This window comes from Streptomyces sp. AgN23, assembly GCF_001598115.1.
GTDB lineage: Bacteria > Actinomycetota > Actinomycetes > Streptomycetales > Streptomycetaceae > Streptomyces > Streptomyces antimycoticus.
In genome coordinates, this window is the sequence record NZ_CP007153.1 from 8557531 (window position 1) to 8580357 (window position 22827).

Here is a 22827-nt window from a genome sequence, read left to right on the forward strand (position 1 = left end):
AGCCCCAATGAGCCCACCCCTTCGCTTCCGCGCAGAAAGCCCCTCATGTACGCGCTCCTGTTCAACCTGATCTTCCGGCGCATGGACCCGGAGAAGGCCCATCACCTGGCCTTCTCGTGGATCCGGCTGGCCGCCCGCGTCCCCGTCCTGCGGACGTTCGTCGCCGCCGTCCTCGCCCCCCGCCACAAGGCGCTGCGCACCGAGGCGCTGGGCCTGCGGATGCACGGGCCCTTCGGGCTCGCCGCCGGATTCGACAAGAACGCCACCGGAATCGACGGCATGGCCATGCTGGGCTTCGACCATGTCGAGATCGGCACGGTCACCGCCCAGCCGCAGCCCGGCAACCCCAAGCGGCGGCTCTTCCGGCTGGTCGCCGACCGGGCCCTGATCAACCGGATGGGCTTCAACAACGAGGGCTCGGCGGCGGTCGCGGCCCGCCTCGCCGCCCGGCGCCCGGCCTTCGCCACGACGGTCGGCGTCAACATCGGCAAGACCAAGGTCGTCCCGGAGGCGGAGGCCGTCGCCGACTATGTGACCTCCACCGAGCGGCTCGCCGCCCACGCCGACTACCTCGTCGTCAACGTCTCCTCGCCCAATACCCCCGGACTGCGGAATCTCCAGGCCGTGGACCATCTGCGGCCGCTGCTGACCGCGGTCCGCGAGGCCGCGGACCGTACGGTCACCGATCGCCGGGTGCCACTTCTGGTCAAAATCGCGCCGGATCTCGCCGACGAGGACGTGGACGCGGTCGCCGATCTGGCGGTCGAGCTCGGCCTGGACGGCATCATCGCCACGAACACGACCATCGCGCGCGAGGGCCTCGGCCTCACCTCCGGTTCCCGGCTCACCGCCGAGACCGGCGGCCTGTCCGGCGCCCCGCTCAAGGCGCGCTCCCTGGAGGTGCTGCGCCGCCTGTACGCCCGTGTGGGGGACCGGCTGACCCTCGTCGGGGTCGGCGGGATCGAAACCGCCGACGATGCCTGGGAGCGGGTTCTGGCCGGTGCCACGCTGGTGCAGGGCTACAGCGCCTTCATCTACCGGGGCCCGTTCTGGTCCCGTGAGATCCACCGCGGCCTCGCGGACCGTCTGGCCGCGAGCCCGTACGCCACCCTCGCCGAGGCCGTCGGTGCCGAGACCTCCGCGTAACGCCTCCGGTGGCGTTGTTCCCCACCCCGTCCCTTCCCGAACCGGGGGCGAGCCCCCGGGCCCACGCCGGGGCTCCGCCCCGGACCCCGCTCCTCAAACGCCGGAGGGGCTGGGAGGCTGCCCCTTCGGTCGCCGGAGGGGCCGGGGGGTGCTCCCTCGATCGCCGGAGGGGCTGAATTTCCTGAGGAGAGACCAATGACGACCCCTGCCCCCACCCCCTTCGGCACGCGGCTGCGCGCCGCCATGGACGCCCGCGGCCCGCTGTGCGTCGGCATCGACCCGCACGCCTCCCTGCTCGCCGACTGGGGCCTGGGGGACGATGTCGCGGGGCTCGAGCGGTTCACGAGGACCGTCGTGGACGCCCTCGCCGAGCGGGTCGCCGTCCTCAAGCCGCAGTCGGCCTTCTTCGAGCGGTTCGGCTCCCGCGGCATCGCGGTGCTGGAGCGGGCCGTCGCCGACGCCCGGGCCGCCGGGGCGCTGGTGCTGATGGACGCCAAGCGCGGCGACATCGGATCGACCATGGCCGCGTACGCCTCCGCCTATCTGGATCCGGCCGGCCCGCTGTTCTCGGACGCGGTCACCGTCAGCCCCTATCTCGGCTTCGGCTCGCTGCGCCCGGCGCTGGACGCGGCGCGGGTGGCGGGGGCGGGCGTCTTCGTGCTGGCGCTGACCTCCAACCCGGAGGGCACCGAGGTGCAGCACGCGGTACGGCCCGACGGTTCGACCGTCGCGGCCACCGTGCTGAAGTCGCTCAAGGCCGAGAACGCGGCCGAGGCCGCCGAGGGCCGCCTCGGCTCGTACGGCGCGGTCGTCGGCGCGACGCTGGGCCGGGCGCCGCAGGAGGCGTGCGTCGAGCTGACGATCGACGGGCCGCTGCTGGCCCCCGGCATCGGTGCCCAGGGCGCGACCCCCGCCGATCTTCCGGCGGTCTTCGGCCCGGCGATCAAAAATGTCGTTCCGAGCGTCAGCAGGGGGGTGCTCCGGCACGGTCCGGACGCCGCGTCGCTGGTCGCGGCGGCCTCTCGAATGGCTGAGGAAGTGCGTGCCGTGGCCGAATAACCTGGCTATTTTGTCCGCAAATGTCTGAGTCGAGCGAGTCTGACCAGGACTTTTCGTCTGTTCTCGCTGACTGGAGCGGGATCGGCCGCTAGTCTCCGACGAGAGCGAACGCGCTGCTGCGTTGCGCGTTGCTCCCCAGGTGAGGGGCGACTAGGTTCCTCACCGGTCCATATCCGACAGTTCGACATCCGAGGTGACGTAGGCGTGGCTCTTCCGCCCCTTACCCCTGAACAGCGCGCAGCCGCGCTCGAAAAGGCCGCCGCGGCTCGCCGGGAGCGCGCCGAGGTCAAGAATCGACTCAAGCACTCCGGCGCGTCCCTGCACGAGGTCATCAAGCAGGGCCAGGAGAACGACGTCATCGGCAAGATGAAGGTGTCCGCTCTCCTGGAGTCCCTGCCCGGCGTCGGCAAGGTCCGCGCCAAGCAGATCATGGAGCGGCTCGGCATCTCCGAGAGCCGTCGTGTGCGGGGTCTGGGCTCCAACCAGATCGCGTCGCTCGAGCGTGAGTTCGGCGGCGCCGCAGGCTGACGAGGCCCGGCGTTTCCAGGCACTCCCGGGAACCTGGATAATCGCTCCATGGCAGCACACTCCGCACGACCGCGACTGACCGTGCTCTCCGGCCCCTCAGGGGTCGGTAAGAGCACGGTCGTCGCTCATATGCGCAAAGAACATCCCGGGGTCTGGCTCTCGGTCTCCGCCACGACCCGCCGACCGCGCCCCGGCGAGCGGGACGGCGTCCACTATTTCTTCGTGGACGACGGGGAGTTCGACAAGCTCATAGCCAATGGTGAGCTGCTGGAGTGGGCCGAATTCGCGGGCAACCGCTACGGCACCCCGCGCGAGGCGGTCATGGAGCGCCTCGGCGGGGGCGAGCCGGTGCTGCTGGAGATCGATCTGCAGGGCGCACGACAGATCCGCGAGTCCATGCCGGAGGCGCAGCTGGTCTTCCTCGCGCCGCCGAGCTGGGAGGAGCTGGTGCGCCGGCTCACCGGCCGGGGCACCGAGGCGCCCGAGGTCATCGAGCGGCGCCTGGAGGCCGCTCGGACCGAGCTGGCGGCCGAGTCCGAGTTCGATACGACCTTGGTCAATACCTCCGTCGAGGACGTGGCACGTGAGCTGCTAGCCTTGATGCGAGTGGCTTGATCTTCGATTCACTCTTGCCATGAGGCGTTATAAGGAAGGCTAGAGAGTGTCCTCTCCCATGACCGCGCCCGAGGGGATCATCAACCCTCCGATTGATGAGCTGCTCGAGGCCACCGACTCCAAGTACAGCCTGGTGATCTACGCGGCCAAGCGCGCGCGGCAGATCAACGCGTACTACTCCCAGCTTGGTGAGGGCCTGCTCGAGTACGTCGGTCCCCTCGTGGACACCCACGTCCACGAGAAGCCCCTCTCGATCGCGCTCCGCGAGATCAACGCGGGCCTGCTGACCTCCGAGGCCATCGAGGGCCCGGCCCAGTAGGTTTCGATCGCTTCACCCACGGCCCGGCAGTCACTGCCGGGCTCGTGGTGTGTCATGGGTACGTGACACGACCCGGCGTACCGTGACTGGACGTACGACAGACGACGTACCCGGTGGGGAGCCGAGCGATGGACAAGCCCAAAGTGGTCCTGGGCGTCAGTGGCGGGATCGCCGCCTACAAGGCGTGTGAGCTGCTGCGCCGCCTCACCGAGTCCGGCCATGACGTACGCGTCGTGCCGACCGCCTCGGCGTTGCACTTCGTCGGCGAGGCGACCTGGTCGGCGCTGTCCGGACATCCGGCGGCGACCGAGGTGTGGGACTCCGTCCACGAGGTGCCGCACGTCCGCATCGGCCAGTCCGCCGATCTGCTCGTGATCGCCCCCGCCACCACCGATCTGCTCGCCAAGGCCGCCCATGGCCTGGCGGACGATCTGCTCACCAATACGCTGCTCACCGCGCGCTGCCCGGTCGTCTTCGCGCCCGCGATGCACACCGAGATGTGGGAGCACCCCGCCACCCAGGAGAACGTGGCGACGCTGCGCCGCCGCGGCGCGATCGTCATCGAGCCCGCCGTGGGGCGGCTCACCGGTGTGGACACCGGCAAGGGGCGGCTGCCGGACCCCGGGGAGATCTTCGAGGTCTGCCGCCGGGTGCTGGCCCGTGGCGCCGAGGCGCAGACCACCGATCTGGCCGGCCGCCATGTCGTGGTCAGCGCCGGCGGCACCCGTGAGCCGCTGGACCCGGTGCGCTTCCTCGGCAACCGCTCCACCGGACGGCAGGGGTACGCCCTGGCCCGTGCCGCCGTCGCCCGGGGCGCGCGCGTGACTCTTGTCTCGGCCAACAGCGAGCTGCCCGACCTGGCCGGCGCCGATGTGGTGCGCGCGGGCACCGCCGCACAGCTGCGGGAGGCCGTGCTCAAGGCCGTCGCGGACGCCGACGCCGTGGTCATGGCCGCGGCCGTCGCCGACTTCCGCCCCGCGCATTACGCCGAGGGGAAGATCAAGAAGCGCGACGGCCAGGAGCCCGAGCCGATCGCCCTGGTACGGAATCCGGACGTCCTCGCCGAGATTTCCGCGGAGCGCGCCCGCCCCGGCCAGATCGTGGTCGGCTTCGCCGCCGAAACCGACGACGTGCTCGCCAACGGCCGAGCCAAGCTGGCCCGCAAGGGCTGCGATCTGCTGGTGGTGAACGAGGTCGGGGAGCACAAGACCTTCGGCGCCGAGACCAACGAGGCCGTGGTGCTCGGCGCCGACGGTACCGAGACGCCCGTGCCGTACGGACCCAAGGGCGCGCTCGCCGACACCGTCTGGGACCTGGTGGCCCGCCGCCTGGGATGAGCCCGGCCCGGGCGTCCGTCGGGCCTCACGGCGAGCCCGGCGGACGCCCTCTGCGGGGGCCGAACTGCGGCCGATCCGGCTCATGACACGTTCCTGCCACGGCGGGGTGGGGCTGTATTTCGGCTTGAGGCAAGGTATGTTCCCGGTCACGGGCCTGCCCGTTCTGTGGGACGGGGATGCTTGACCGGTGGACTTGCCGGATAAACTGGCCCAGGAACCGCACCGGGCGCAGCTCCCGAGCGGTCCGACCATGATCAGCCAGCAGCCGCTGCAACCCCAGGGAGCGATGTGTCCCGCCGCCTGTTCACCTCGGAATCCGTGACCGAGGGTCACCCCGACAAGATCGCTGACCAGATCAGCGACACCATCCTCGACGCCCTCCTCAAGGAGGACCCGACCTCCCGGGTCGCCGTCGAGACGTTGATCACCACCGGCCTGGTCCACGTGGCCGGCGAGGTGACCACCAAGGCGTACGCCCCGATCGCGACGCTCGTGCGGAACAAGATCCTCGACATCGGCTACGACTCGTCGAAGAAGGGCTTCGACGGCGCCTCCTGCGGCGTCTCGGTGTCGATCGGCTCACAGTCCCCCGACATCGCCCAGGGTGTGGACTCCGCCTACGAGCTCCGGGTCGAGGGCGATGAGGACGAGCTGGACAAGCAGGGCGCGGGCGACCAGGGCCTGATGTTCGGGTACGCCTGCGACGAGACGCCCGAGCTGATGCCGCTGCCGATCAACCTGGCGCACCGGCTCTCCCGCCGGCTGTCCGACGTCCGCAAGAACGGGACCATCCCCTACCTGCGCCCCGACGGCAAGACCCAGGTCACCATCGAGTACGACGGCCACAAGGCGGTCCGCCTGGACACCGTCGTCGTCTCCTCGCAGCACGCCTCCGACATCGACCTGGACTCGCTGCTGGCGCCCGACATCCGGGAATTCGTGGTCGAGCACGTGCTCAACGAGCTGGTCGAGGACGGCATCAAGCTCGACACCGAGGGCTACCGCCTGCTGGTCAACCCGACCGGGCGCTTCGAGATCGGCGGCCCGATGGGCGACGCCGGCCTCACCGGCCGCAAGATCATCATCGACACCTACGGCGGCATGTCCCGCCACGGTGGCGGCGCCTTCTCGGGCAAGGACCCCTCCAAGGTCGACCGCTCCGCCGCCTACGCCATGCGCTGGGTCGCCAAGAACGTGGTGGCCGCCGGCCTCGCCCAGCGCTGCGAGGTGCAGGTCGCGTACGCCATCGGCAAGGCCGAGCCGGTCGGCCTCTTCGTCGAGACCTTCGGCACCGCCGCGGTCGACGCCGAGAAGATCGAGAAGGCCATCTCCGAGGTCTTCGACCTCCGCCCGGCCGCGATCATCCGCGACCTCGACCTGCTGCGCCCGATCTACGCCCAGACCGCGGCGTACGGCCACTTCGGCCGTGAGATCCCCGACTTCACCTGGGAGCGCACCGACCGCGTCGACGCCCTCCGCGCGGCGGCGGGCCTGTAGGACCCCCGCTTCGGTCACGGTTTCGGCGAAGGCCCGGAACGCCCCTCGGCGTCCGGGCCTTCGCGTGCGTCGCTGTCCGTGCGGTCTGCTAAGACTTGATCTGTGAGCAGGGACAACGAGCGGCCGAAGGATCCGGCGGAGGCGTCGGAGGGGGAGCAGCTCGCGCTCATTCGGGAGACCGTGCGCAAGGCCAAGGGGGAGCGGGCCAGGCCGCGGACCTGGCGGGGGGCCAAGCTGGCCGGGGAGCTGCCCGTGGCGCGGGTGCTGGTCGACAAGGGGCCGGTCCACCTCGACAAGCTGTGGGATTACGCGGTGCCGGCTGAGATGGACGCCGAGGCCCGGCCCGGGGTGCGGGTGCGGGTGCGGTTCGGGGCCGGGACGGGGAAGGTGCGCGAGGGGCGGCGCGAGGGTGGCGGGCTGCTCGACGGGTACATCGTCGAGCGCGTCGCCGAGTCCGACTACCGGGGCCCGCTGGCCGCCCTCGCGCAGGTGGTCTCCCCGGAGCCGGTGCTGGGGCCCGGGCTGCTGGCGCTGTGCCGGCGGGTCGCCGACCGGTACGCCGGATCGCTCGCCGATGTGCTGCAGCTGGCCATGCCCAAGCGCAACGCCCGCGCCGAGGGCGAGCCGTCGCCGCCGCCGCTGCCCCCGCCGGAGCCGCCCACGCCCGGGAGCTGGGCGCGCTATCCGGCCGGGCCCGGGTTCCTGGAGGCGCTTGCCCGCGGTGATCGGCCGCGGGCCGTATGGACCGCGCTGCCGGGACCGCACTGGCCCCGGGAGTGGGCCACCGCCGTGGCCGCCACGCTCGCGTCCGGGCGCGGGGCGCTCGTCGTCGTCCCCGACGGGCGGACCGCCGAGCGGGTGGACGCGGCGCTGGCGGAGGTGCTCGGCGGCCCGGGGCGGCATGTGCTGCTCACCGCCGACCTCGGGCCCGAGGAGCGCTACCGCCGCTGGCTGGCGGTCGGCCGGGGCTCGGTCCGGGCCGTGGTGGGCACCCGGGCGGCGATGTTCGCACCGGTCCGGGACCTCGGGCTGGTGGGGATCTGGGACGACGGGGACCGCAGCCACAGCGACGAGCGGCTGCCGCAGCCGCACGCCCGCGATGTGCTGCTGCTGCGCGCCGTCCATGAGAAGACGGGCTTTCTGCTGGGCGACCTCGGCCGCACCGTCGAGGCCGCCCAGCTGGTGGAGAACGGCTGGGCCCGGCCGCTCGAAGCCGACCGCGAGCAGGTCCGCGCGGCCGCCCCGCTGATCCGTACGGTCGACGAGGGCGAGGTGGCCCGGGACGCGGAGGCCCGTGCCGCCCGGCTGCCCACACTCGCCTGGCAGACCGTACGGGAGGCGCTGACCCGGGGCCCGGTGCTGGTGCAGGTGCCGCGCCGGGGCTATGTGCCGAAGCTGGCCTGCGAGCGCTGCCGGGAGCCCGCGCGCTGTGCGCACTGCTCGGGGCCGTTGGAGGCGCGGGACGCGGAGCATCTGGTGTGCGGATGGTGCGGGCGGGACGAACCCGCCTGGCACTGCCGTGAATGCGGGGGCGTCCGGCTGCGGGCGTCCATAGTCGGCGCCCGGCGCACCGCCGAGGAGCTGGGCCGCGCCTTTCCGGCCGTGCCCGTGCGCACCTCCGGCCGCGACCATGTGCTGACGTCCGTCCCCGACCGCCCGGCGCTCGTCGTGAGCACGCCGGGCGCCGAACCGGTCGCGGAGGGCGGTTACGCCGCGGCGCTGCTGCTCGACGGCTGGGCCCTGCTCGGCCGCCCCGATCTGCGCGCCGGTGAGGACGCGCTCCGCCACTGGCTGGAGGCGGCCTCGCTGGTCCGTGGCCACGGTGACGGGGCCGAGGGGGGCGGCGGCCGGGGCGGCACCGTGGTGATCATGGCCGAGCCGACGCAGCGGCCCGTTCAGGCGCTGGTGCGCTGGGACCCGGCCGGTTATGCGGCGCGTGAGCTGGCCGAGCGGTCCCAGCTGGGCTTTCCGCCGATCTCACGGATGGCGGCGGTGACCGGCCCCGCGGAGGCGGTGGCCGAGCTGATCGCCTCGGCCGGGCTGCCCGAGGGGGCCGAGACCCTGGGCCCGGTCCCGCTGCCCCCGGCGCCTCCCGGACGTCCGCGCCGCCCCGGAGACCCGCCCCCGGGCGAGGTCTGGGAGCGCGCGCTGCTGCGGGTACGCCCCGGCCAGGGCAGCGCCCTCGCGGCGGCCCTCAAGGAGGCGAAGGCGGGCCGTTTGGCGAGGGGGGAGAAGGACCCTGCGGTGCGGGTGGACCCCTTGGATATTGGCTGACCTGGTGACCTGGGCGGCCCCTGGTTTGGGCATCGGCCGACCTCGGCCCTGGCCCCGGTCTGGCGTTGGCCGGCCCTGGTTTGGGCGTTGGCCGGCCCTGGCTCGGGTCTGGCGTTGGCCGGCCCCGGCTGTTCCCGGCTGGAGCGCGCACCGGTGGCGCGGGGTGTCCGGGGGCCGCAGGGCCTCCGGGGGCTGGGGCTTGCCGACCGGGGGCTGGGGCTTGCCGACCGAGGGCGCCTCTCCGGAGTGACCGGCTAAGCCGCAGGGTGCCGTAGCGCCTCCGGGTACCGCAGGCCGGGTGCTGGGGTCTTCTGGCCCGCCGAGCGCGCCTCCCAGCGGCGCTGGGGACAGCCGCAGGGCGCCGTAGAGCCTCCGGAGGCTCTACGGCCTACCGGACTGGGGCGGCCCCAGGGTGATCGGGTAAGCCTGAGGGCGCCGTATGGCTTTCGGGTGCTTGGGCTGACCGGCCGGGGGCACCTCCCAGCGGTGGCTGGGGGAGGCTGAGGCGCCCCGGAGGCGAACCGAGCCTTCAAAAAGGGGAGGCGGGTCTCAAGAAAGGGGAGGCGGGTCTCAGCCGTGGCGGGGGCTGGGGAAGGGGCTGGGGCGGGGGTCCTCGCGGAGTGAGGGCGTCGACTGCGGCGGGACCGTGCGCGCGGCGGGCACCGAGGGTACGGCCGCGGGCTCGGCCGGGCGGCCCGGGGTCGGTTCGCCGCCCTCGGGGGCGTTCTGTGCGGCGGCCCGGCGGGAGCCGTAACGGCGGTGCACTGCCTGCTTGGTGACGCCGAGCGCGGAGCCCACCGCGTCCCAGGAGAAGCCCAACGAGCGGTCGAAGTCGACGGCGGCGGTGACCAGCGTCTCGACGCTGTCGCGCAGCTCCTGGGCGAGCCGCACGGTGGGGGCCGGAGCGCGTCCGTAGACCACGAAACCGGCGGACGGGCCGGTGCGCCGGGGGCGGTAGACATTGCCGAGCTGGGCGGTGAGCGTGCGCAGCGCGTCCACCTGCCGGCGGACCCGCTCGATGTCCCGGACCAGGAGGTGCAGGCTGGCCCGTGCCTGGGCGTCATGAGTTGCGTGGTCGGCCATGGAGAAGCCTCTCGAACGGGCGTTGACGGGGGATGGGGGTCAGGGGATGGAGGGGGCTGATGCTGGGTCGGGGAAGTCGAGCGGGCGGCGGGAAACGCATCGGGCCGCGGCAGCGGCCCGATGCGGTCAATCTGCCTTGACCAACGCGGCACCCGCCCGTCGGTCACGGTCCGGGGCGTGCGGGAGTCCGCCCGTACGCCCCCTCGGCCGGCGGACCATAGACTTCGGAGCTGTTCGCGACGTTCCCGCCGTATCCGCTGTGTGAGAGGTAGTTCGCCACCTATGAGGCTCGTCTTCGCCGGTACCCCCGAAGTCGCCCTGCCCGCTCTGGACGCGCTGATCGCGTCGGAGAAGCACGAGGTGGTGGCCGTGGTGACGCGTCCCGACGCGCCCGCCGGGCGCGGTCGCCGGATGGTGGCCAGCCCGGTCGCCGAGCGAGCCGAGGAGGCGGGTATCGAGGTGCTCAAGCCCGCCAAGCCGCGCGATCCGGAGTTCCTCGCCCGGCTCGGTGAGATCGCACCCGACTGCTGCCCGGTGGTGGCCTACGGCGCGCTGCTGCCCAAGGCCGCGCTGGAGATCCCGGCCCACGGCTGGGTCAATCTGCACTTCTCGCTGCTCCCCGCGTGGCGGGGCGCGGCTCCCGTGCAGCACTCCGTGCTCGCGGGCGACGAGATGACCGGCGCCTCGACCTTCCAGATCGAGGAAGGGCTGGACTCCGGGCCGGTGTTCGGGGTGGTGACGGAGGAGGTGCGGGCCACCGACACCAGCGGCGATCTGCTGACCCGGCTCGCCTTCGCCGGTGCGGGGCTGCTCGAGGCGACGATGGACGGCATCGAGAACGGCACCCTCCTCCCCGTGCCGCAGCCGGCCGAGGGCATCTCGCTCGCCCCGAAGATCACCGTCGAGGACGCGGAGATCGACTGGACGGCGCCCGCGCTGCGCGTCGACCGGCTGGTGCGGGCGTGCACCCCCGCTCCCGGTGCGTGGACCACCTTCCGTGAGGAGCGGCTGAAGGTCGTCTCGGCGCGACCGGTGGCGGACCGTACGGATCTGGAGCCCGGGCGGCTGGCGGCGACGAAGAAGGCCGTGTACGTGGGCACCGGCAGCCATGCCGTGGAGCTGACCTGGGTGCGGCCGCAGGGCAAGAAGCCGATGCTCGCGGCGGATTGGGCGCGCGGGGTGCGGATCGCGGAGGGCGAGCGGCTGGGAGCCTGAGCGGCGCTATGGGGCTGAAGCCGCTCCAGCGGTACACGCCACGGGGCCGAGGCCGACCCAGCGGCACGGCGATCCTGAGCAGGCCCCCAGGGCAGCAGCCCGAGCGGGTCCACGGGGCCGGCACCCGAGCAGGTCCACAGAGCTGACAGGCGGCCGTCGGGCGCGCCGGGGCGGCGGATGTTGACTTCAACCTCTGTTGAAGTCCTACGTTCCTCACGAGACCTCGGAGGTACGTGATGGACATCGAAGTGACCGCCTGGCATTCCCTGTATCAGGCGTCCAATGCCAGCGACGACCGGCGGCCCTTCTCCCGCGAGACACTGCGCCGCATCGGCGCCTTTGCCCGTCCGCACCGCCGTCAGCTGCAGCTGTTCCTGGTACTGAGCACGGTCACGGCGGTGCTCGCGGTGGCGACGCCGCTGCTGGCCGGTCGGGTGGTGGACGCGATCGTCCACCATTCGGGACAGGACACGGTGCTCGGGCTGGCCGGGCTCATCGCCGCGATCGCCGTGGCGGAGGCGGCCATCGGGCTGCTGACCCGCTGGCTGTCGGCGAATATCGGTGAGGGGCTGATCCTCGATCTGCGCACCTCCGTCTTCGACCACGTCCAGCGGATGCCGGTGGCGTTCTTCACCCGGACCCGCACCGGTGCGCTGGTCAGCCGGCTCAACAACGACGTCATCGGCGCGCAGCGGGCGTTCAGCGACACCCTCTCCGGTGTCGTCGGCAATCTGGTGACGCTGCTGCTCACCCTGGTCGTCATGATCGGGATCTCGTGGCAGATCACCCTGCTGACGCTGGTGCTCCTGCCCCTCTTCCTGCTGCCCGCGCGCCGGGTGGGCGGACGGCTGGCGAAGCTGCGCCGCGAGGCGGCCGCGCACAACGCCGCCATGAGCACCCAGATGACCGAGCGCTTCTCCGCGCCCGGGGCCACCCTGGTCAAGCTCTTCGGGCGGCCCGCCGACGAGTCGGCCGAGTTCGCCGCGCGGACCCGGCGGGTGCGGGACATCGGCGTGCGGACCGCGATGGTCCAGGTCTCCTTCGTGACCGCCCTGACCCTCGTCTCCGCCCTGGCCCTCGCGCTGGTCTACGGCCTCGGCGGCTGGTTCGCGCTGCACGGGCGGCTCGACCCCGGCGCCGTCGTCACGCTCGCGCTGCTCCTCACCCGGCTGTACGCGCCGCTGACCGCGCTGGCCGGGGCGCGGGTCGAGGTGATGAGCGCGCTCGTCAGCTTCGAGCGGGTCTTCGAGGTGCTCGACCTCGAGCCGCTGATCAAGGAGAAGCCGGACGCCCGGGAGGTGCCCGACGGGCCCGTGTCCGTCGAGTTCGACCGCGTCGACTTCGGCTACCCGGCCGCGGACAAGGTCTCCCTCGCCTCCCTGGAGGAGGTCGCCACCCTGGACACCCGCGGTGGCGTCGAGGTCCTCCACCAGCTCTCCTTCCGCGCCGAACCGGGCCAGATGGTCGCGCTGGTGGGGTCCTCCGGCGCAGGCAAGTCGACCATCGCGCAGCTCCTGCCGAGGCTTTACGACGCCGATGGCGGCGCCGTACGGCTCTCCGGCGTGGACGTCCGCGATCTGACCGCCGATTCCATCCGCGCCACCCTCGGCATGGTCACGCAGGACGGCCACCTCTTCCATGACTCGATTCGCGCCAATCTGCTGCTGGCCCGGCCGGAGGCCACCGACGAGGAGCTGTGGGAGGTGCTGCGCCGGGCCCGGCTGGAGGGGCTGATCGCGTCCCTGCCGGACGGCCTTGAGACCGTCGTGGGCGAGCGTGGCTACCGGCTCTCCGGCGGTGAGCGCCAGCGGCTGACCATCGCCCGGCTGCTGCTGGCCCGGCCCCGGGTGGTGATCCTCGACGAGGCCACCGCGCATCTGGACTCCACCTCGGAGGCGGATGTGCAGGAGGCGCTCGGCGAGGCGCTGGAGGGACGCACCGCGGTGGTGATCGCCCACCGGCTGTCCACAGTCCGGGCGGCGGATCTCATTCTCGTCGTCGAGGACGGCCGGATCGTGGAGCGCGGTACGCACACCGCGCTGCTGGCGGCCGGAGGCCGCTACGAGGAGCTGTACCGCACCCAGTTCGAGCAGCCGGACGCGACGGGCGACGGATGCGCCGTGGACGGAGCGAGCGCAACCGGCATGGCCGCGAAGGTGGCGGCCGCGGACGGAGCGGCCCTGGACGGCGGCCCCACGGCCGCCGGGGCCCCGGCGACGTAGGCTGGTCCCTTCACGCCCGATCCGTCCCCCGGAGCACATTTCCCGTGACCGACCAGCCCCGTCGTCGCCGTCCCCACGCCCCGAACCGGCCAGGCAAGCCGTACCGCCGCCCGCAGAAGGACCCCGTGCGGATCCTCGCCTTCGAGGCGCTGCGGGCGGTCGACGAACGGGACGCGTACGCCAACCTCGTTCTCCCGCCCCTGCTGCGCAAGGCGCGGGAGAGCGCGGAGGCCGGCGGGCCGCGGTTCGACGCCCGGGACGCGGCGCTCGCCACCGAGCTGGTCTACGGCACCCTGCGCCATCAGGGCACCTACGACGCGATCATCGCGGAGTGCGTGGACCGCCCGCTGCGCGAGGTGGATCCGCCCGTGCTCGACGTGCTGAACCTCGGCGCCCATCAGCTGCTGGGGACCCGTATCCCCACCCACGCCGCCGTCTCGGCGAGCGTCGAGCTGGCCCGGGTGGTGCTCGGCGACGGACGCGCCAAGTTCGTGAACGCCGTGCTGCGCAGGATCGCCGCCCATGACCTCGACGGCTGGCTGGAGCGGGTCGCCCCGCCCTACGACGAGGACCCCGAGGAGCATCTGGGCGTCCGCCACTCGCATCCGCGCTGGGTCGTCTCCGCCCTGTGGGACGCGCTCGGCGGCGGCAGCTCCGGGATCGAGGAACTGCTGGCCGCGGACAACGAACGGCCCGAGGTCACCCTCGTCGCCCGGCCCGGCCGGTCCACGGCCGGGGAGCTGCTGGACGCGGTCGGCGAGGGGTCCGCGGTGCCGGGCCGCTGGTCCCCGTACGCGGTGAAGCTCACCGAGGGCGGCGAGCCCGGGGCGCTGGAGGCGGTGCGCGAGGGGCGCGCCGGGGTGCAGGACGAGGGCAGCCAACTCGTGGCCCTCGCGCTGGCGAACGCGCCGCTGGAGGGGGAGGACCGGCGCTGGCTGGACGGCTGCGCGGGCCCCGGCGGCAAGGCCGCGCTGCTCGCCGCGCTCGCCGCGGAGCGCGGCGCCGCGCTGCTCGCCGCGGAGAAGCAGCCGCACCGGGCCCGGCTGGTGGCCAGGGCCCTGGCCGGCAACCCCGGCCCGTACCAGGTGATCGCCGCGGACGGCACCCGCCCGCCGTGGCGGCCGGGCGCCTTCGACCGGGTGCTGGTGGATGTGCCGTGCACCGGGCTCGGTGCGCTGCGGCGCCGCCCCGAGGCGCGCTGGCGGCGCCGCCCCGAGGACCTCGACGGCTTCGCCCCGCTGCAGCGCGGGCTGCTGCGGGAGGCCCTGGCCTCGGCGCGGATCGGCGGCGTGGTCGGCTATGCGACCTGTTCCCCGCATCCGGCCGAGACCAGGGCCGTGGTCGAGGACGTCCTCAAGGGGCGTGGCGGCCCGGCCGTCGCCGCGGAGTGGATCGACGCCCGTCCGCTGCTGCCCGGGGTGCCCGAGCTGGGTGATGGCCCGGACATCCAGCTGTGGCCGCACCGGCACGGTACGGACGCCATGTATCTGGCCCTGCTGCGCCGCACCGGCTGACCGCGCCCGTTCGCGCCGCACCGGCTGACCGCGCCCCTTCACGCCGCACCGGCTGACCGCGCCCGTTCTTCTCGCGGGTTCCCGAGTGCCCGGCTCCAAGGCATCGCACGGCCGCGGTGAGCGGCGGCGTCAGTCCTTCGGCACCGCCGGAAGCGCTTCCTGCGGCCGGTCGGTCGGGGCGTAGACGGTGGCCGCGGGGGCGGCGGGGTTGAGGTCCTTGTGCACCGCGCGCGCCACCGCCTCGATGGTGGCCACACCCGCCTTCATGGTGCGGTTGTCCTGGGTGAGCACGGTGAGGGTGTAGTCGTGGCCGCCGCCGGTGAAGGCGCCGATGCTGTGCACCCGCCAGCCGTGCGTGGACCGCTCCAGCCAGCCGTTCTTCACCTGGATCCGCACCCCGCCCGGGGCACCGGCAGGGGTGCCCCAGCGCTGCTCGCGGATGACCTTGCCCATGAGCCAGAGGATGTAGCGGCGGGAGGCGTCGCTCAGCACCGTGTTCGGGTGGGTGATCAGGTCCAGGAGCCGCTCCTGGTCGTTCGCGGTGATCCGGGTGAGGCCCCAGTAGCCGTTCTTGCCGGGCACGGTGGCGTCCATGCCCGCCGCCCGCAGGAACGCCTTGACCCGGGTGGCCTCGAGCTTCTTCCACAGCTTGCTGGTCGAGGCGTTGTCCGACTTGGTGATCATGGCCTTGGCGAGGGTCTTCTCGCCCTTCGTCAGCGGCCGGTGGTGGCGCTGCGCGTCCCACAGCAGCGTCCCCAGGACCGTCGCCTTCACCACGCTCGCGGAGTCGAACCGCTGGTTCGCGCGCAGGGTGCAGCGGGTGTGGGTGGCGTGGTCGCGGAGGCTGATCGCGATGCTGCCGGACCGGCCGCGCAGCGCCTTGGCGATGTCCTTGGACAGCTTGCCGGCCAGCCCGGACTGGTGCGAGACGCAGACCGGCCGCGGTGCCGCGGCCGCGGCGGAGGCGGATCCGGCCCCGGCTCCGGCGACCGGCGATACGACGACGGCCGCTGTGAGCGCCGCGCACACCGCGGTGCGGGGACGCCGGGGTATTCGCTCTCTCGTCATGGTGGGTTGCCTGTGTGCACATGAGGTCCGGGGGTCATTCGACTTCTTCATGGTCCTGGCTCCGGCGCCGTGCGTCGATCGGAGCGGATACCCGAGTGATCACGGCGGTGCGGGCCGTCGTGATGATCCCGGCTCCATGGAGCGGTGCGGGCCGTGGGAGGCTTGGTGGCATGGCCTTGCAGATCAACCCCAGCATCCTGTCCGCAGACTTCTCCCGCCTCGCGGATGAGGCGAAGGCGGTCGAGGGCGCCGACTGGCTCCACGTCGACGTCATGGACAACCACTTCGTCCCCAACCTCACCCTCGGGGTCCCGGTGGTCGAGTCGCTGGGCAAGGCCACGGAAACCCCGCTGGACTGCCATCTCATGATCGACGACCCGGACCGCTGGGCGCCGCAGTACATCGAGGCGGGGGCCGGTTCGGTCACCTTCCATGTGGAGGCCGCGGCCGCGCCGGTGCGGCTGGCGCGCGAGATCCGGGCCAAGGGCGCACGGGCCTCGATGGCGCTCAAGCCGGCCACGCCCATCGAGCCGTACGAGGATCTGCTGCCCGAGCTGGACATGCTGCTGGTGATGACCGTGGAACCGGGCTTCGGCGGCCAGGCGTTCCTGGACATCATGCTGCCGAAGATCCGCCGCACCCGGCAGCTGATCGACAAGCATGGGCTTCAGATGTGGCTCCAGGTGGACGGCGGGGTCTCGGCCGCCACCATCGAGCGGTGCGCCGAGGCGGGCGCCGATGTGTTCGTGGCGGGCTCGGCCGTCTATGGCGCCGACGACCCGGCCAAGGCCGTACAGGCACTGCGTCAGCTCGCCGAGAAGGCGACCGGGACCCCCGGAACATGAGGCGACGTAGCTACCGGTCGGTGAACTCAAGGGTGAAGGGCGAACCAACTCCGCCGTTTCTGACAGGATGAACGGTGAGTCCGGACAGTGAATAGTGAGGAGACCGCGGTGTCGACGGGCCGTTCAGCCACGCGGATGGGACCCGCCGAACTGGTGCAGGCGGCGGCCATGGCGCGCCGCTTCTACCTCGAGGGCAAGTCCAAGATCCAGATCGCCGAGGAGTTCGGCGTCAGCCGCTTCAAGGTCGCGCGGGTGCTGGAAACGGCGCTGGAGCGCGATCTGGTGCGCATCGAAATCCGGGTTCCCGCCGAGCTCGACGCGGAGCGCTCCGACGCCCTGCGCGCCCGCTACGGGCTGCGCCACGCGGTCGTCGTGGAGTCGCCGGCCGACGCCGAGGCGGACACCCCGGACCCGGAGAACCTCGGCGAGGTCGCCGCGGACCTGCTGGGCGAGCTGGTGACCGAGGGGGATGTGCTGGGGCTGGCCTGGGGGCGGTCCACGATCCACATGGCGGCCGCGCTGCACCGGCTGCCCCCGTGCACCGTCGTCCAGCTCACCGGCGTGTACGACGCGGGCACGGCCGAGCGCGGCTCGGTCGAGGCGGTGCGCCGTGCCGCCGCCGTCTCGGGCGGTGAGGCGCACCCCATCTACGCGCCGATGCTGCTGCCGGACACGGCCACCGCGGACGCCCTGCGCGGCCAGACCGGTATCGCCCGCGCCTTCGAGTACTTCGACAAGGTCACCGTGGCCTGCGTCTCCATCGGCTCCTGGGAGGCCGGGATCTCCACGGTCTACGACATGCTGACGGAGAAGGAGCGGGCCCACTACGAGAGCCTGGGCGCCGCCGCCGAGATGTCGGCCCATCTCTTCGACGCCGAGGGCCGCCGTATCGGTCGCGACCTGGGCGAGCGCTGCATCACCGTGGAGGCCGACCGGCTGCGCCGGATCCCCGAGGTGGTGGCCATCGCCGGTGGCCGCCGCAAGGCCGAGGCGATCGGGGCGGTGCTGAGGTCCGGCCTGGTCACCAGCCTGGTGACGGACACCGCCGCCGCGGACTATCTGCTCGCCGAAACCACCCCCGCCGCCCACCCCGCGCTGGACCGCGCCGACCCGGACGGCGCGTAGCGGGCCGGCCGCCGCGGGCTGGGTCCTTTCCGCCACGGAGATCCGTCAGCAGGAGCCGGGGAAGGACCGAGGGAAGGACCCTGGGAAGGACTCTGGGCGGGAAACGGCCCGCCGGATCACGCCAGGAGCAGGGCGGCGTCCCATGGCACATCACCGTCGGCGGTTCCGGCGGGCGGCCTGCTCCGGCCGAGCAGGACGAGGGCGACGCCCGCCGCGCCCTCCAGGAACGTGGGCGCGTCCAGCGGCTCCGGCCGGTGCGATGGCACCGGCGCGGTGGGAAAGCCGAAGGCCGTGCCGGGGTCGAAGCGGGCGCACAGCCGCTCGGCGATCTCGTCCGCCCGTGCGGACAGCGACGGATCGTCCAGCTCGTCGGCCATGCGCCCGGTGATCCGGGCCAGTCCGGCGAGGCCGTGGCAGAGTCCGGGGTCGTCCAGCCCCCGCAGCCCTTCGGGGTGGGCGAAGACCGCTCTCATCGCCTCCGCCGCGGTGTGCACCCACGCGTCCTCGCCCAGCGCGACTCCGGCGAGGTGGAGGGCGCGGGCGATGCCCGGAGCGCCGTAGCACCAGCTCGCGCGCATGGGCTCCAGGGTCGGCCGGGTGGGGGCCAGTTCCTGGTCGGCGGAGACCGTACCGGGCCATCCGGGGCCCGCGTCCGGGTCCTCCTGGCGCCAGCTCATCAGCCACCGAGCGATACGGCGGATGGCCGTGTCGTGGCCGGGGACGCGCAGTCCGCGCGTCCAGCACAGGGACAGCAGCGCGAGCGGCCCGGCGATGCCGTGCGCGAGGCCCAGGTCGAGCACCCACTCCCGCCGCCCCGGGTCCAGCGCGGCGGGCCACGGGGGGCTGAACCAGCCGGGCAGCGGCCCGGCCCCGGCCTTGACGGCCCCGGCCTCGACGGGCTCGGTGAGGGCGACGAGATACCGCAGCACGTCGTGGACCGCTTCGGGGTCGGACGGCCCGGTGAGGAAGTACCGGCCGAGGCCGGTCACACCGGAGACGACGTCGAAGTGTCCCCGGTCCGCCCCGGGGACACCGGATTCCATCCGGTCGTACTCGGCGTCGAGGACTTGTCCCAGACGATGCCGCAGGGTCGCGTCCACCTGGCTGCGCACGGCGGCGTAATCCCGGGGCGAGCGGGCGGCGTGCTTGGTGGCGAAGCCCAGCCCGGCCAGGCCCGTGATCAGCCCGGAACCCTTGGCACCGGCGAACCCGGCCCCCGCCGCCAGCAGGGCGTGGACGGTCGTGCGCAGGCTTGGGTCGCCCTTGCTCAGCTCGCTGAGCAACAGCGCCGCCCCCGAGGCACCCATGCTGAGCCCGGCGGCGGTGAAGTCCCCGGTGCCGGTGGCGCGGTCGCTGATGCGGGCGGCGATCTCGGCCGCCACCGTGTCGGCGTCCCACCGTCGGGCTGGTGCCGCCGTCATCCGAGGTGCCTCCGCCGTCCGTGTTCGGCCTGGGCGAGGCCGCGCGCCACCGCCAGCGAACGGCTTTCGGAGGTGCGTGAGGTGCCGATGAGCCGGTTGTGGTGCATATGCAACACGCTCGCCAGCACCGATCCGTCGGCGGCTACGGAGGCGTAGGCACGCATGGCGGCCGCCCTGGCGTCGAGGGCGGCGAGCGCGGCGGCAGCGCCCTCGGCGGGGAACGCGGCCCGGAGCCCGCCGTCCAGCAGGCGAAGTGCCGCCGCGCGGCCTTCCCGGAAGTAGGCGTGGTGCTCCTCGTCCCGCGGGTTCGCCAGCCACCAGTCGGGCCACCGGTCGCCGTGGACCTGGCGGGCGAGATCGAGGTAGTTGGCGGCGGCGAGCAGTTGTGGCGGGGCGGTGACCGCGCCGATCGCCCGGAGGCGTAGCTGTTCGAGGGCGGCCACGCTGTCGTGGTGGAAGACCGTCTCAGCGGCGTCGAGGGCCTCGTGGCCACCGTAGCGGTGGGTTTCGGGTTCATAGCCGTCGATGATGAACGCCCCGGCCAGACGCAGGTCGCGCAGCTGCTCCACCCAGTCCAGGACGCCCGGCAGCAGCTCGCCGTGGAGCGTGGCGGGGTCGCCGTGGAACCGCAGCCGCAGATGTGCGCCGGCCGGATCGGCGTAGCGGATGAAGAACCAGCGGTCCACCGCGGGCGGCAGGGCCGCCAGCAGCCGGGGCAGGTGCTCGGTCAGCACCTCGTCCTGGCGGTTGGCGTAGGTGTAGAGCTTGCCGTAGAGCCACGCGCGGCTGTGCCGCGGGGCGGGCGGACCGACCGGGCGGATCCGCGGTGCCGGAGCCCGGACGGCCGGGGCCTCGCCGGGCGCCGGTCGGGCGGGCAGCAGCGGAAGCACCAGTTCGCTGCTGAACGCCCCCGAGTCGGTGGCGAGCCAGCCGCCGCCCGCCCCCGCGTCCTCGGGGGTCTCGTACGCCGTCACGTCCTTGCTCCGGCCGAGCTCGCGGCGCAGCACCATGCGGTGGAGCGGGGCGGTCAGGTCGATCTCCACCCGGTGGTCGCCCGCGCCGACGGCGACCCGGTCGGGCACGTTCCAGCGCGCCCGCCAGCCGTCCAGGCGGCGCTCCCACTCCGCGTCGGAGAGGGACGAGTCGAACAGGCCGGGGTCGGTCAGCCGCCATCGGGCGGGGACGAGGACCGTCCTGCCGAACCGGACGCGGGGCAGATGGGGAAGTGTGGACAGGCGCCCCCAGATCCACACGCACGAGGGCCAGCTCCCCATCGTCGGTATCTCGCGCAGCAGCCGGACGGCCGCGGGGGCGCGCCGCTGGTCGAGCATGGTCGGAACCCGGGGGTTGATCTCCTGCCCGGTCGAGGCGTCCACCAGATACAGCCGGTCCAGATCGGCGGCCAGTGCGAGATCGTCCATGCCCCGTACGGCGGGCGAGGCGCGGTCCGCGAAGCAGCCCACCGCGACCCGTTCGGTCCAGAACGGCCGAACGCGGGCCACATTGGTGTCGCGCCCGCTCGGGGGCAGGAAGTCCAGGTGCGCCTGGAGCGCGCCGTCCCGGGCCGAGCCGGCTGCGGAGCGGCGCGCCAACTCGCCTACCTCCTCCACATCGTCGAGGAGGTAGGCGAACCGGCCGAAGAGCGCGCCCGGTGCCGGGGATCCCGTCGCCGGGGAGAGCACGAGCGCGAAGTCGCCCTCTTCGAGGGATCGCCGCGAGGGGGCGGTCAGATGGGCGCAGAGCTCCATCGCGGCCGGGGGCGGTGCTCCGGAGCCGCGCAGCCGGTCGAGCGCCGCGTCGTCGAGCACCACCTCGCGGTCGCCCGACGCGATTGCCGTGAGGGCCAGCTCGGCCAGGAACTCGTCCCGGGCCCGGTCGCGTTCGCTTCGCTCACCGCGTTCCGCCGTGCGCCGCTCGCTTCTGGGATGGTCGTAGCCGGCGGGCGGGCCCAGGCCGGTGTGCGGGTCGAGGACATCGGCGAGCGGCACGGCGCGGCCGGTGCCGTAGCGTTCGACGAACGCGTCACGGTACTCCCGGAGCTCCGGCGTCGGCTGTGTGTCGGGTGCGGCGAGACACAGCGCCATGGCCGCGCGTTCCGCCTCCCGCAACACCTCCCGGTCCAGGGTGACGTCGGCGTCCAGCCGCATGTCGACCTGGACCGGCCGGTCATCGGCGCGCAGACGGCTCATCGCGTCCAGGGCCGTTTGCCAGCGGCCGAGCCCCGCGCCGAGGTGTTCCGCGGCGTACTCCGCCAGCAGGTCGCCGACGGCGGCCAGTTCGCGTGCCTTGTCGGCCCGGCCCACGGCCTTGAGGACGTCCACCGCGTACCGCAGCGGGTCGGTCTCGCCGAGCGGGGGGCGCAGTTCGGTGAGGAGGAAGCCCTGGCGGACGAGCGCGAGGAGAAGCCCCTCCTTGGCGGACCCGGGGACGTTCGGGTACGCCTCGTCGAGGACCTTCAGCAGGTCCCCGGTCGGGCAGGGGCGCCGGGCGGCGGCGAGGGTGGACTTCACGGCGGCCGTGTGGCGTACGGAGATCTCCTGGGCGCTCCGCCCCTCGTTTCGCCGTTCGTCGGCGGCCGGCTCCTCGGGGGCGGCGGGGTCCTTCGCGTCGTACCCGCAGGGGAGCACCCAGCGCTGCCCGCGTGCGAAGCCCAGGTCGTTCGCCACGACGCGCAGCGCCCGCAGCACCTCGAGGTCGCCCTCCCAGGCGGTGAGGACGCCGGTCAGCCAGCCGCCGTCCGGGCGCACCGCCTTGCGGTGCCGAGTGCCCAGCCGGACCTGGTGGCCCTCGCCGAAGGACACCGGGGCGACACCCGCGAGGAGCCCGAAGGGGGTGGCGCGGCTGGCCCCCCGCAGGACGTAGCGCGTCGCCGAGAGCGTGAGCTTGCGCAGGGCACCGGCCTTCATCGGCGCGCCCGCGCGCAGCGCCTCCACGGCCCGGCGCAGTGAGGGGCTGGAGACGGCGAGAGCTTCCTCGACCCGTCCGTCGGAGAGGAGCGCGTCGAGGTACCGGCGGACCTGTTCGCGGTCGCGCGGGTCGAGGTGTGCGCGGGTCTCGGTGGCCGAGCGGGGAAGGAGGGGGACGCGGAGCATCCCGGTGGGCTCCGCGTGGAACATCGCGTGGTCTCCGGACATGGTGTCGTCTCTCCCGTTCACGCTCGGCACCGCCGTGCATTCCGCTGTCGGCGGGCCGCACGGGGCCCGGGCTCGGCCCAGGCCCCGCGCGGTCCTGGCTGCTAACAGGCCGGCGCGACCACGGTGCACCAGATGATGGACGCCGCGGGCGTGCCGGTGGAGGCGCTGTGTGCGGCCGTCGGCTCGTCGAGCTCGACACGCACGTCCAGGTCGAACTCCGACATCTCCTTGGCCGACTCGGCCGGTACGGCAACAGACATGGTCAACTCCTTCGATAGAGGGGGCGACGGCAGCCGTTCGCACCCAGTGCCGCTCGCACACACCTCAGCGGATGGGCATGTGCGGCTCCCGTTCGCGGTTGGCACGCGGGCACTCGTGTCGAACGCCCCGCACCTCCTGTGTATGTGCACCACCAGTGATTTCCG

18 protein-coding genes are annotated in these 22827 nt (G+C 73.2%); 13 read left to right on the forward strand and 5 right to left on the reverse strand.

Translation table 11 applies throughout. The features are described 5' to 3' along the window. The first annotated feature begins 45 nt into the window (after positions 1 to 45). From AS97_RS37185 to AS97_RS37220, 8 genes are all read left to right on the forward strand, one after another. Positions 46 to 1146: a quinone-dependent dihydroorotate dehydrogenase gene (locus tag AS97_RS37185; protein WP_059146774.1), complete on the forward strand. Its 1101-nt coding sequence runs from the start codon at positions 46 to 48 to the stop codon at positions 1144 to 1146. Positions 1147 to 1341: 195 nt separating this feature from the next. Then, positions 1342 to 2205: an orotidine-5'-phosphate decarboxylase gene (gene pyrF, locus AS97_RS37190; protein WP_210566428.1), complete on the forward strand. Its 864-nt coding sequence runs from the start codon at positions 1342 to 1344 to the stop codon at positions 2203 to 2205. Positions 2206 to 2409: 204 nt separating this feature from the next. Continuing rightward, positions 2410 to 2733 (forward strand): integration host factor, encoded by a 324-nt coding sequence (locus AS97_RS37195; RefSeq protein WP_009713618.1) that lies wholly within the window; start codon positions 2410 to 2412, stop codon positions 2731 to 2733. Positions 2734 to 2781: 48 nt separating this feature from the next. Next, on the forward strand, positions 2782 to 3348 hold the full coding sequence (gmk, locus tag AS97_RS37200) for a guanylate kinase (RefSeq protein WP_059146772.1): 567 nt from the start codon (positions 2782 to 2784) through the stop codon (positions 3346 to 3348). 46 nt (positions 3349 to 3394) lie between these two features. Then, positions 3395 to 3667 (forward strand): DNA-directed RNA polymerase subunit omega, encoded by a 273-nt coding sequence (rpoZ, locus tag AS97_RS37205; protein WP_009713616.1) that lies wholly within the window; start codon positions 3395 to 3397, stop codon positions 3665 to 3667. 128 nt (positions 3668 to 3795) lie between these two features. Then, positions 3796 to 5004 (forward strand): bifunctional phosphopantothenoylcysteine decarboxylase/phosphopantothenate--cysteine ligase CoaBC, encoded by a 1209-nt coding sequence (gene coaBC, locus AS97_RS37210; RefSeq protein ID WP_210566429.1) that lies wholly within the window; start codon positions 3796 to 3798, stop codon positions 5002 to 5004. A gap of 288 nt (positions 5005 to 5292) precedes the next feature. Then, positions 5293 to 6501: a methionine adenosyltransferase gene (gene metK, locus AS97_RS37215; protein ID WP_059146770.1), complete on the forward strand. Its 1209-nt coding sequence runs from the start codon at positions 5293 to 5295 to the stop codon at positions 6499 to 6501. A 102-nt stretch (positions 6502 to 6603) separates the two neighbouring features. Further along, entirely contained in the window at positions 6604 to 8775 is a 2172-nt protein-coding gene (locus tag AS97_RS37220) for a primosomal protein N' (protein WP_059146769.1), read from the forward strand. 570 nt (positions 8776 to 9345) lie between these two features. Here the strand turns inward: AS97_RS37220 and AS97_RS37225 are convergent. Beyond that, positions 9346 to 9858 (reverse strand): hypothetical protein, encoded by a 513-nt coding sequence (locus AS97_RS37225; RefSeq protein WP_161559367.1) that lies wholly within the window; start codon positions 9856 to 9858, stop codon positions 9346 to 9348. 282 nt (positions 9859 to 10140) lie between these two features. Here AS97_RS37225 and fmt point away from each other — a divergent pair, with 282 nt between their 5' ends. The 3 genes from fmt (at position 10141) to AS97_RS37240 (ending at position 14809) form a co-directional block, all read left to right on the forward strand. Beyond that, positions 10141 to 11073 (forward strand): methionyl-tRNA formyltransferase, encoded by a 933-nt coding sequence (gene fmt, locus AS97_RS37230; RefSeq protein WP_059145738.1) that lies wholly within the window; start codon positions 10141 to 10143, stop codon positions 11071 to 11073. A gap of 236 nt (positions 11074 to 11309) precedes the next feature. Next, a complete protein-coding gene (locus AS97_RS37235) occupies positions 11310 to 13295 on the forward strand; it encodes an ABC transporter ATP-binding protein (protein WP_059145739.1) in 1986 nt (661 codons plus the stop codon). A 44-nt stretch (positions 13296 to 13339) separates the two neighbouring features. Further along, on the forward strand, positions 13340 to 14809 hold the full coding sequence (locus AS97_RS37240; RefSeq protein ID WP_086710313.1) for a transcription antitermination factor NusB: 1470 nt from the start codon (positions 13340 to 13342) through the stop codon (positions 14807 to 14809). A 129-nt stretch (positions 14810 to 14938) separates the two neighbouring features. Here AS97_RS37240 and AS97_RS37245 read toward each other — a convergent pair whose 3' ends face one another. Further along, positions 14939 to 15877, reverse strand: coding sequence for a serine hydrolase (locus AS97_RS37245; protein WP_210566430.1), 939 nt, complete (start codon positions 15875 to 15877; stop codon positions 14939 to 14941). 170 nt (positions 15878 to 16047) lie between these two features. Here AS97_RS37245 and rpe point away from each other — a divergent pair, with 170 nt between their 5' ends. Next, positions 16048 to 16722 carry a ribulose-phosphate 3-epimerase gene (gene rpe, locus AS97_RS37250; RefSeq protein ID WP_059145742.1) on the forward strand — a complete coding sequence of 225 codons (675 nt, stop codon included), beginning with the start codon at positions 16048 to 16050 and terminating at the stop codon, positions 16720 to 16722. 135 nt (positions 16723 to 16857) lie between these two features. Continuing rightward, positions 16858 to 17847, forward strand: coding sequence for a sugar-binding domain-containing protein (locus AS97_RS37255; protein WP_185930076.1), 990 nt, complete (start codon positions 16858 to 16860; stop codon positions 17845 to 17847). 116 nt (positions 17848 to 17963) lie between these two features. Here AS97_RS37255 and AS97_RS37260 read toward each other — a convergent pair whose 3' ends face one another. The 3 genes from AS97_RS37260 to AS97_RS37270 form a co-directional block, all read right to left on the reverse strand. Then, positions 17964 to 19268 carry a lanthionine synthetase C family protein gene (locus tag AS97_RS37260; protein WP_125760118.1) on the reverse strand — a complete coding sequence of 435 codons (1305 nt, stop codon included), beginning with the start codon at positions 19266 to 19268 and terminating at the stop codon, positions 17964 to 17966. Then, entirely contained in the window at positions 19265 to 22402 is a 3138-nt protein-coding gene (locus AS97_RS37265; protein ID WP_210566431.1) for a lantibiotic dehydratase, read from the reverse strand. The genes AS97_RS37260 and AS97_RS37265 overlap by 4 nt, the downstream gene beginning before the upstream one ends. A gap of 101 nt (positions 22403 to 22503) precedes the next feature. Then, a complete protein-coding gene (locus AS97_RS37270; RefSeq protein ID WP_161500536.1) occupies positions 22504 to 22662 on the reverse strand; it encodes an FDLD family class I lanthipeptide in 159 nt (52 codons plus the stop codon). Between the last annotated feature and the right edge of the window lie 165 nt (positions 22663 to 22827).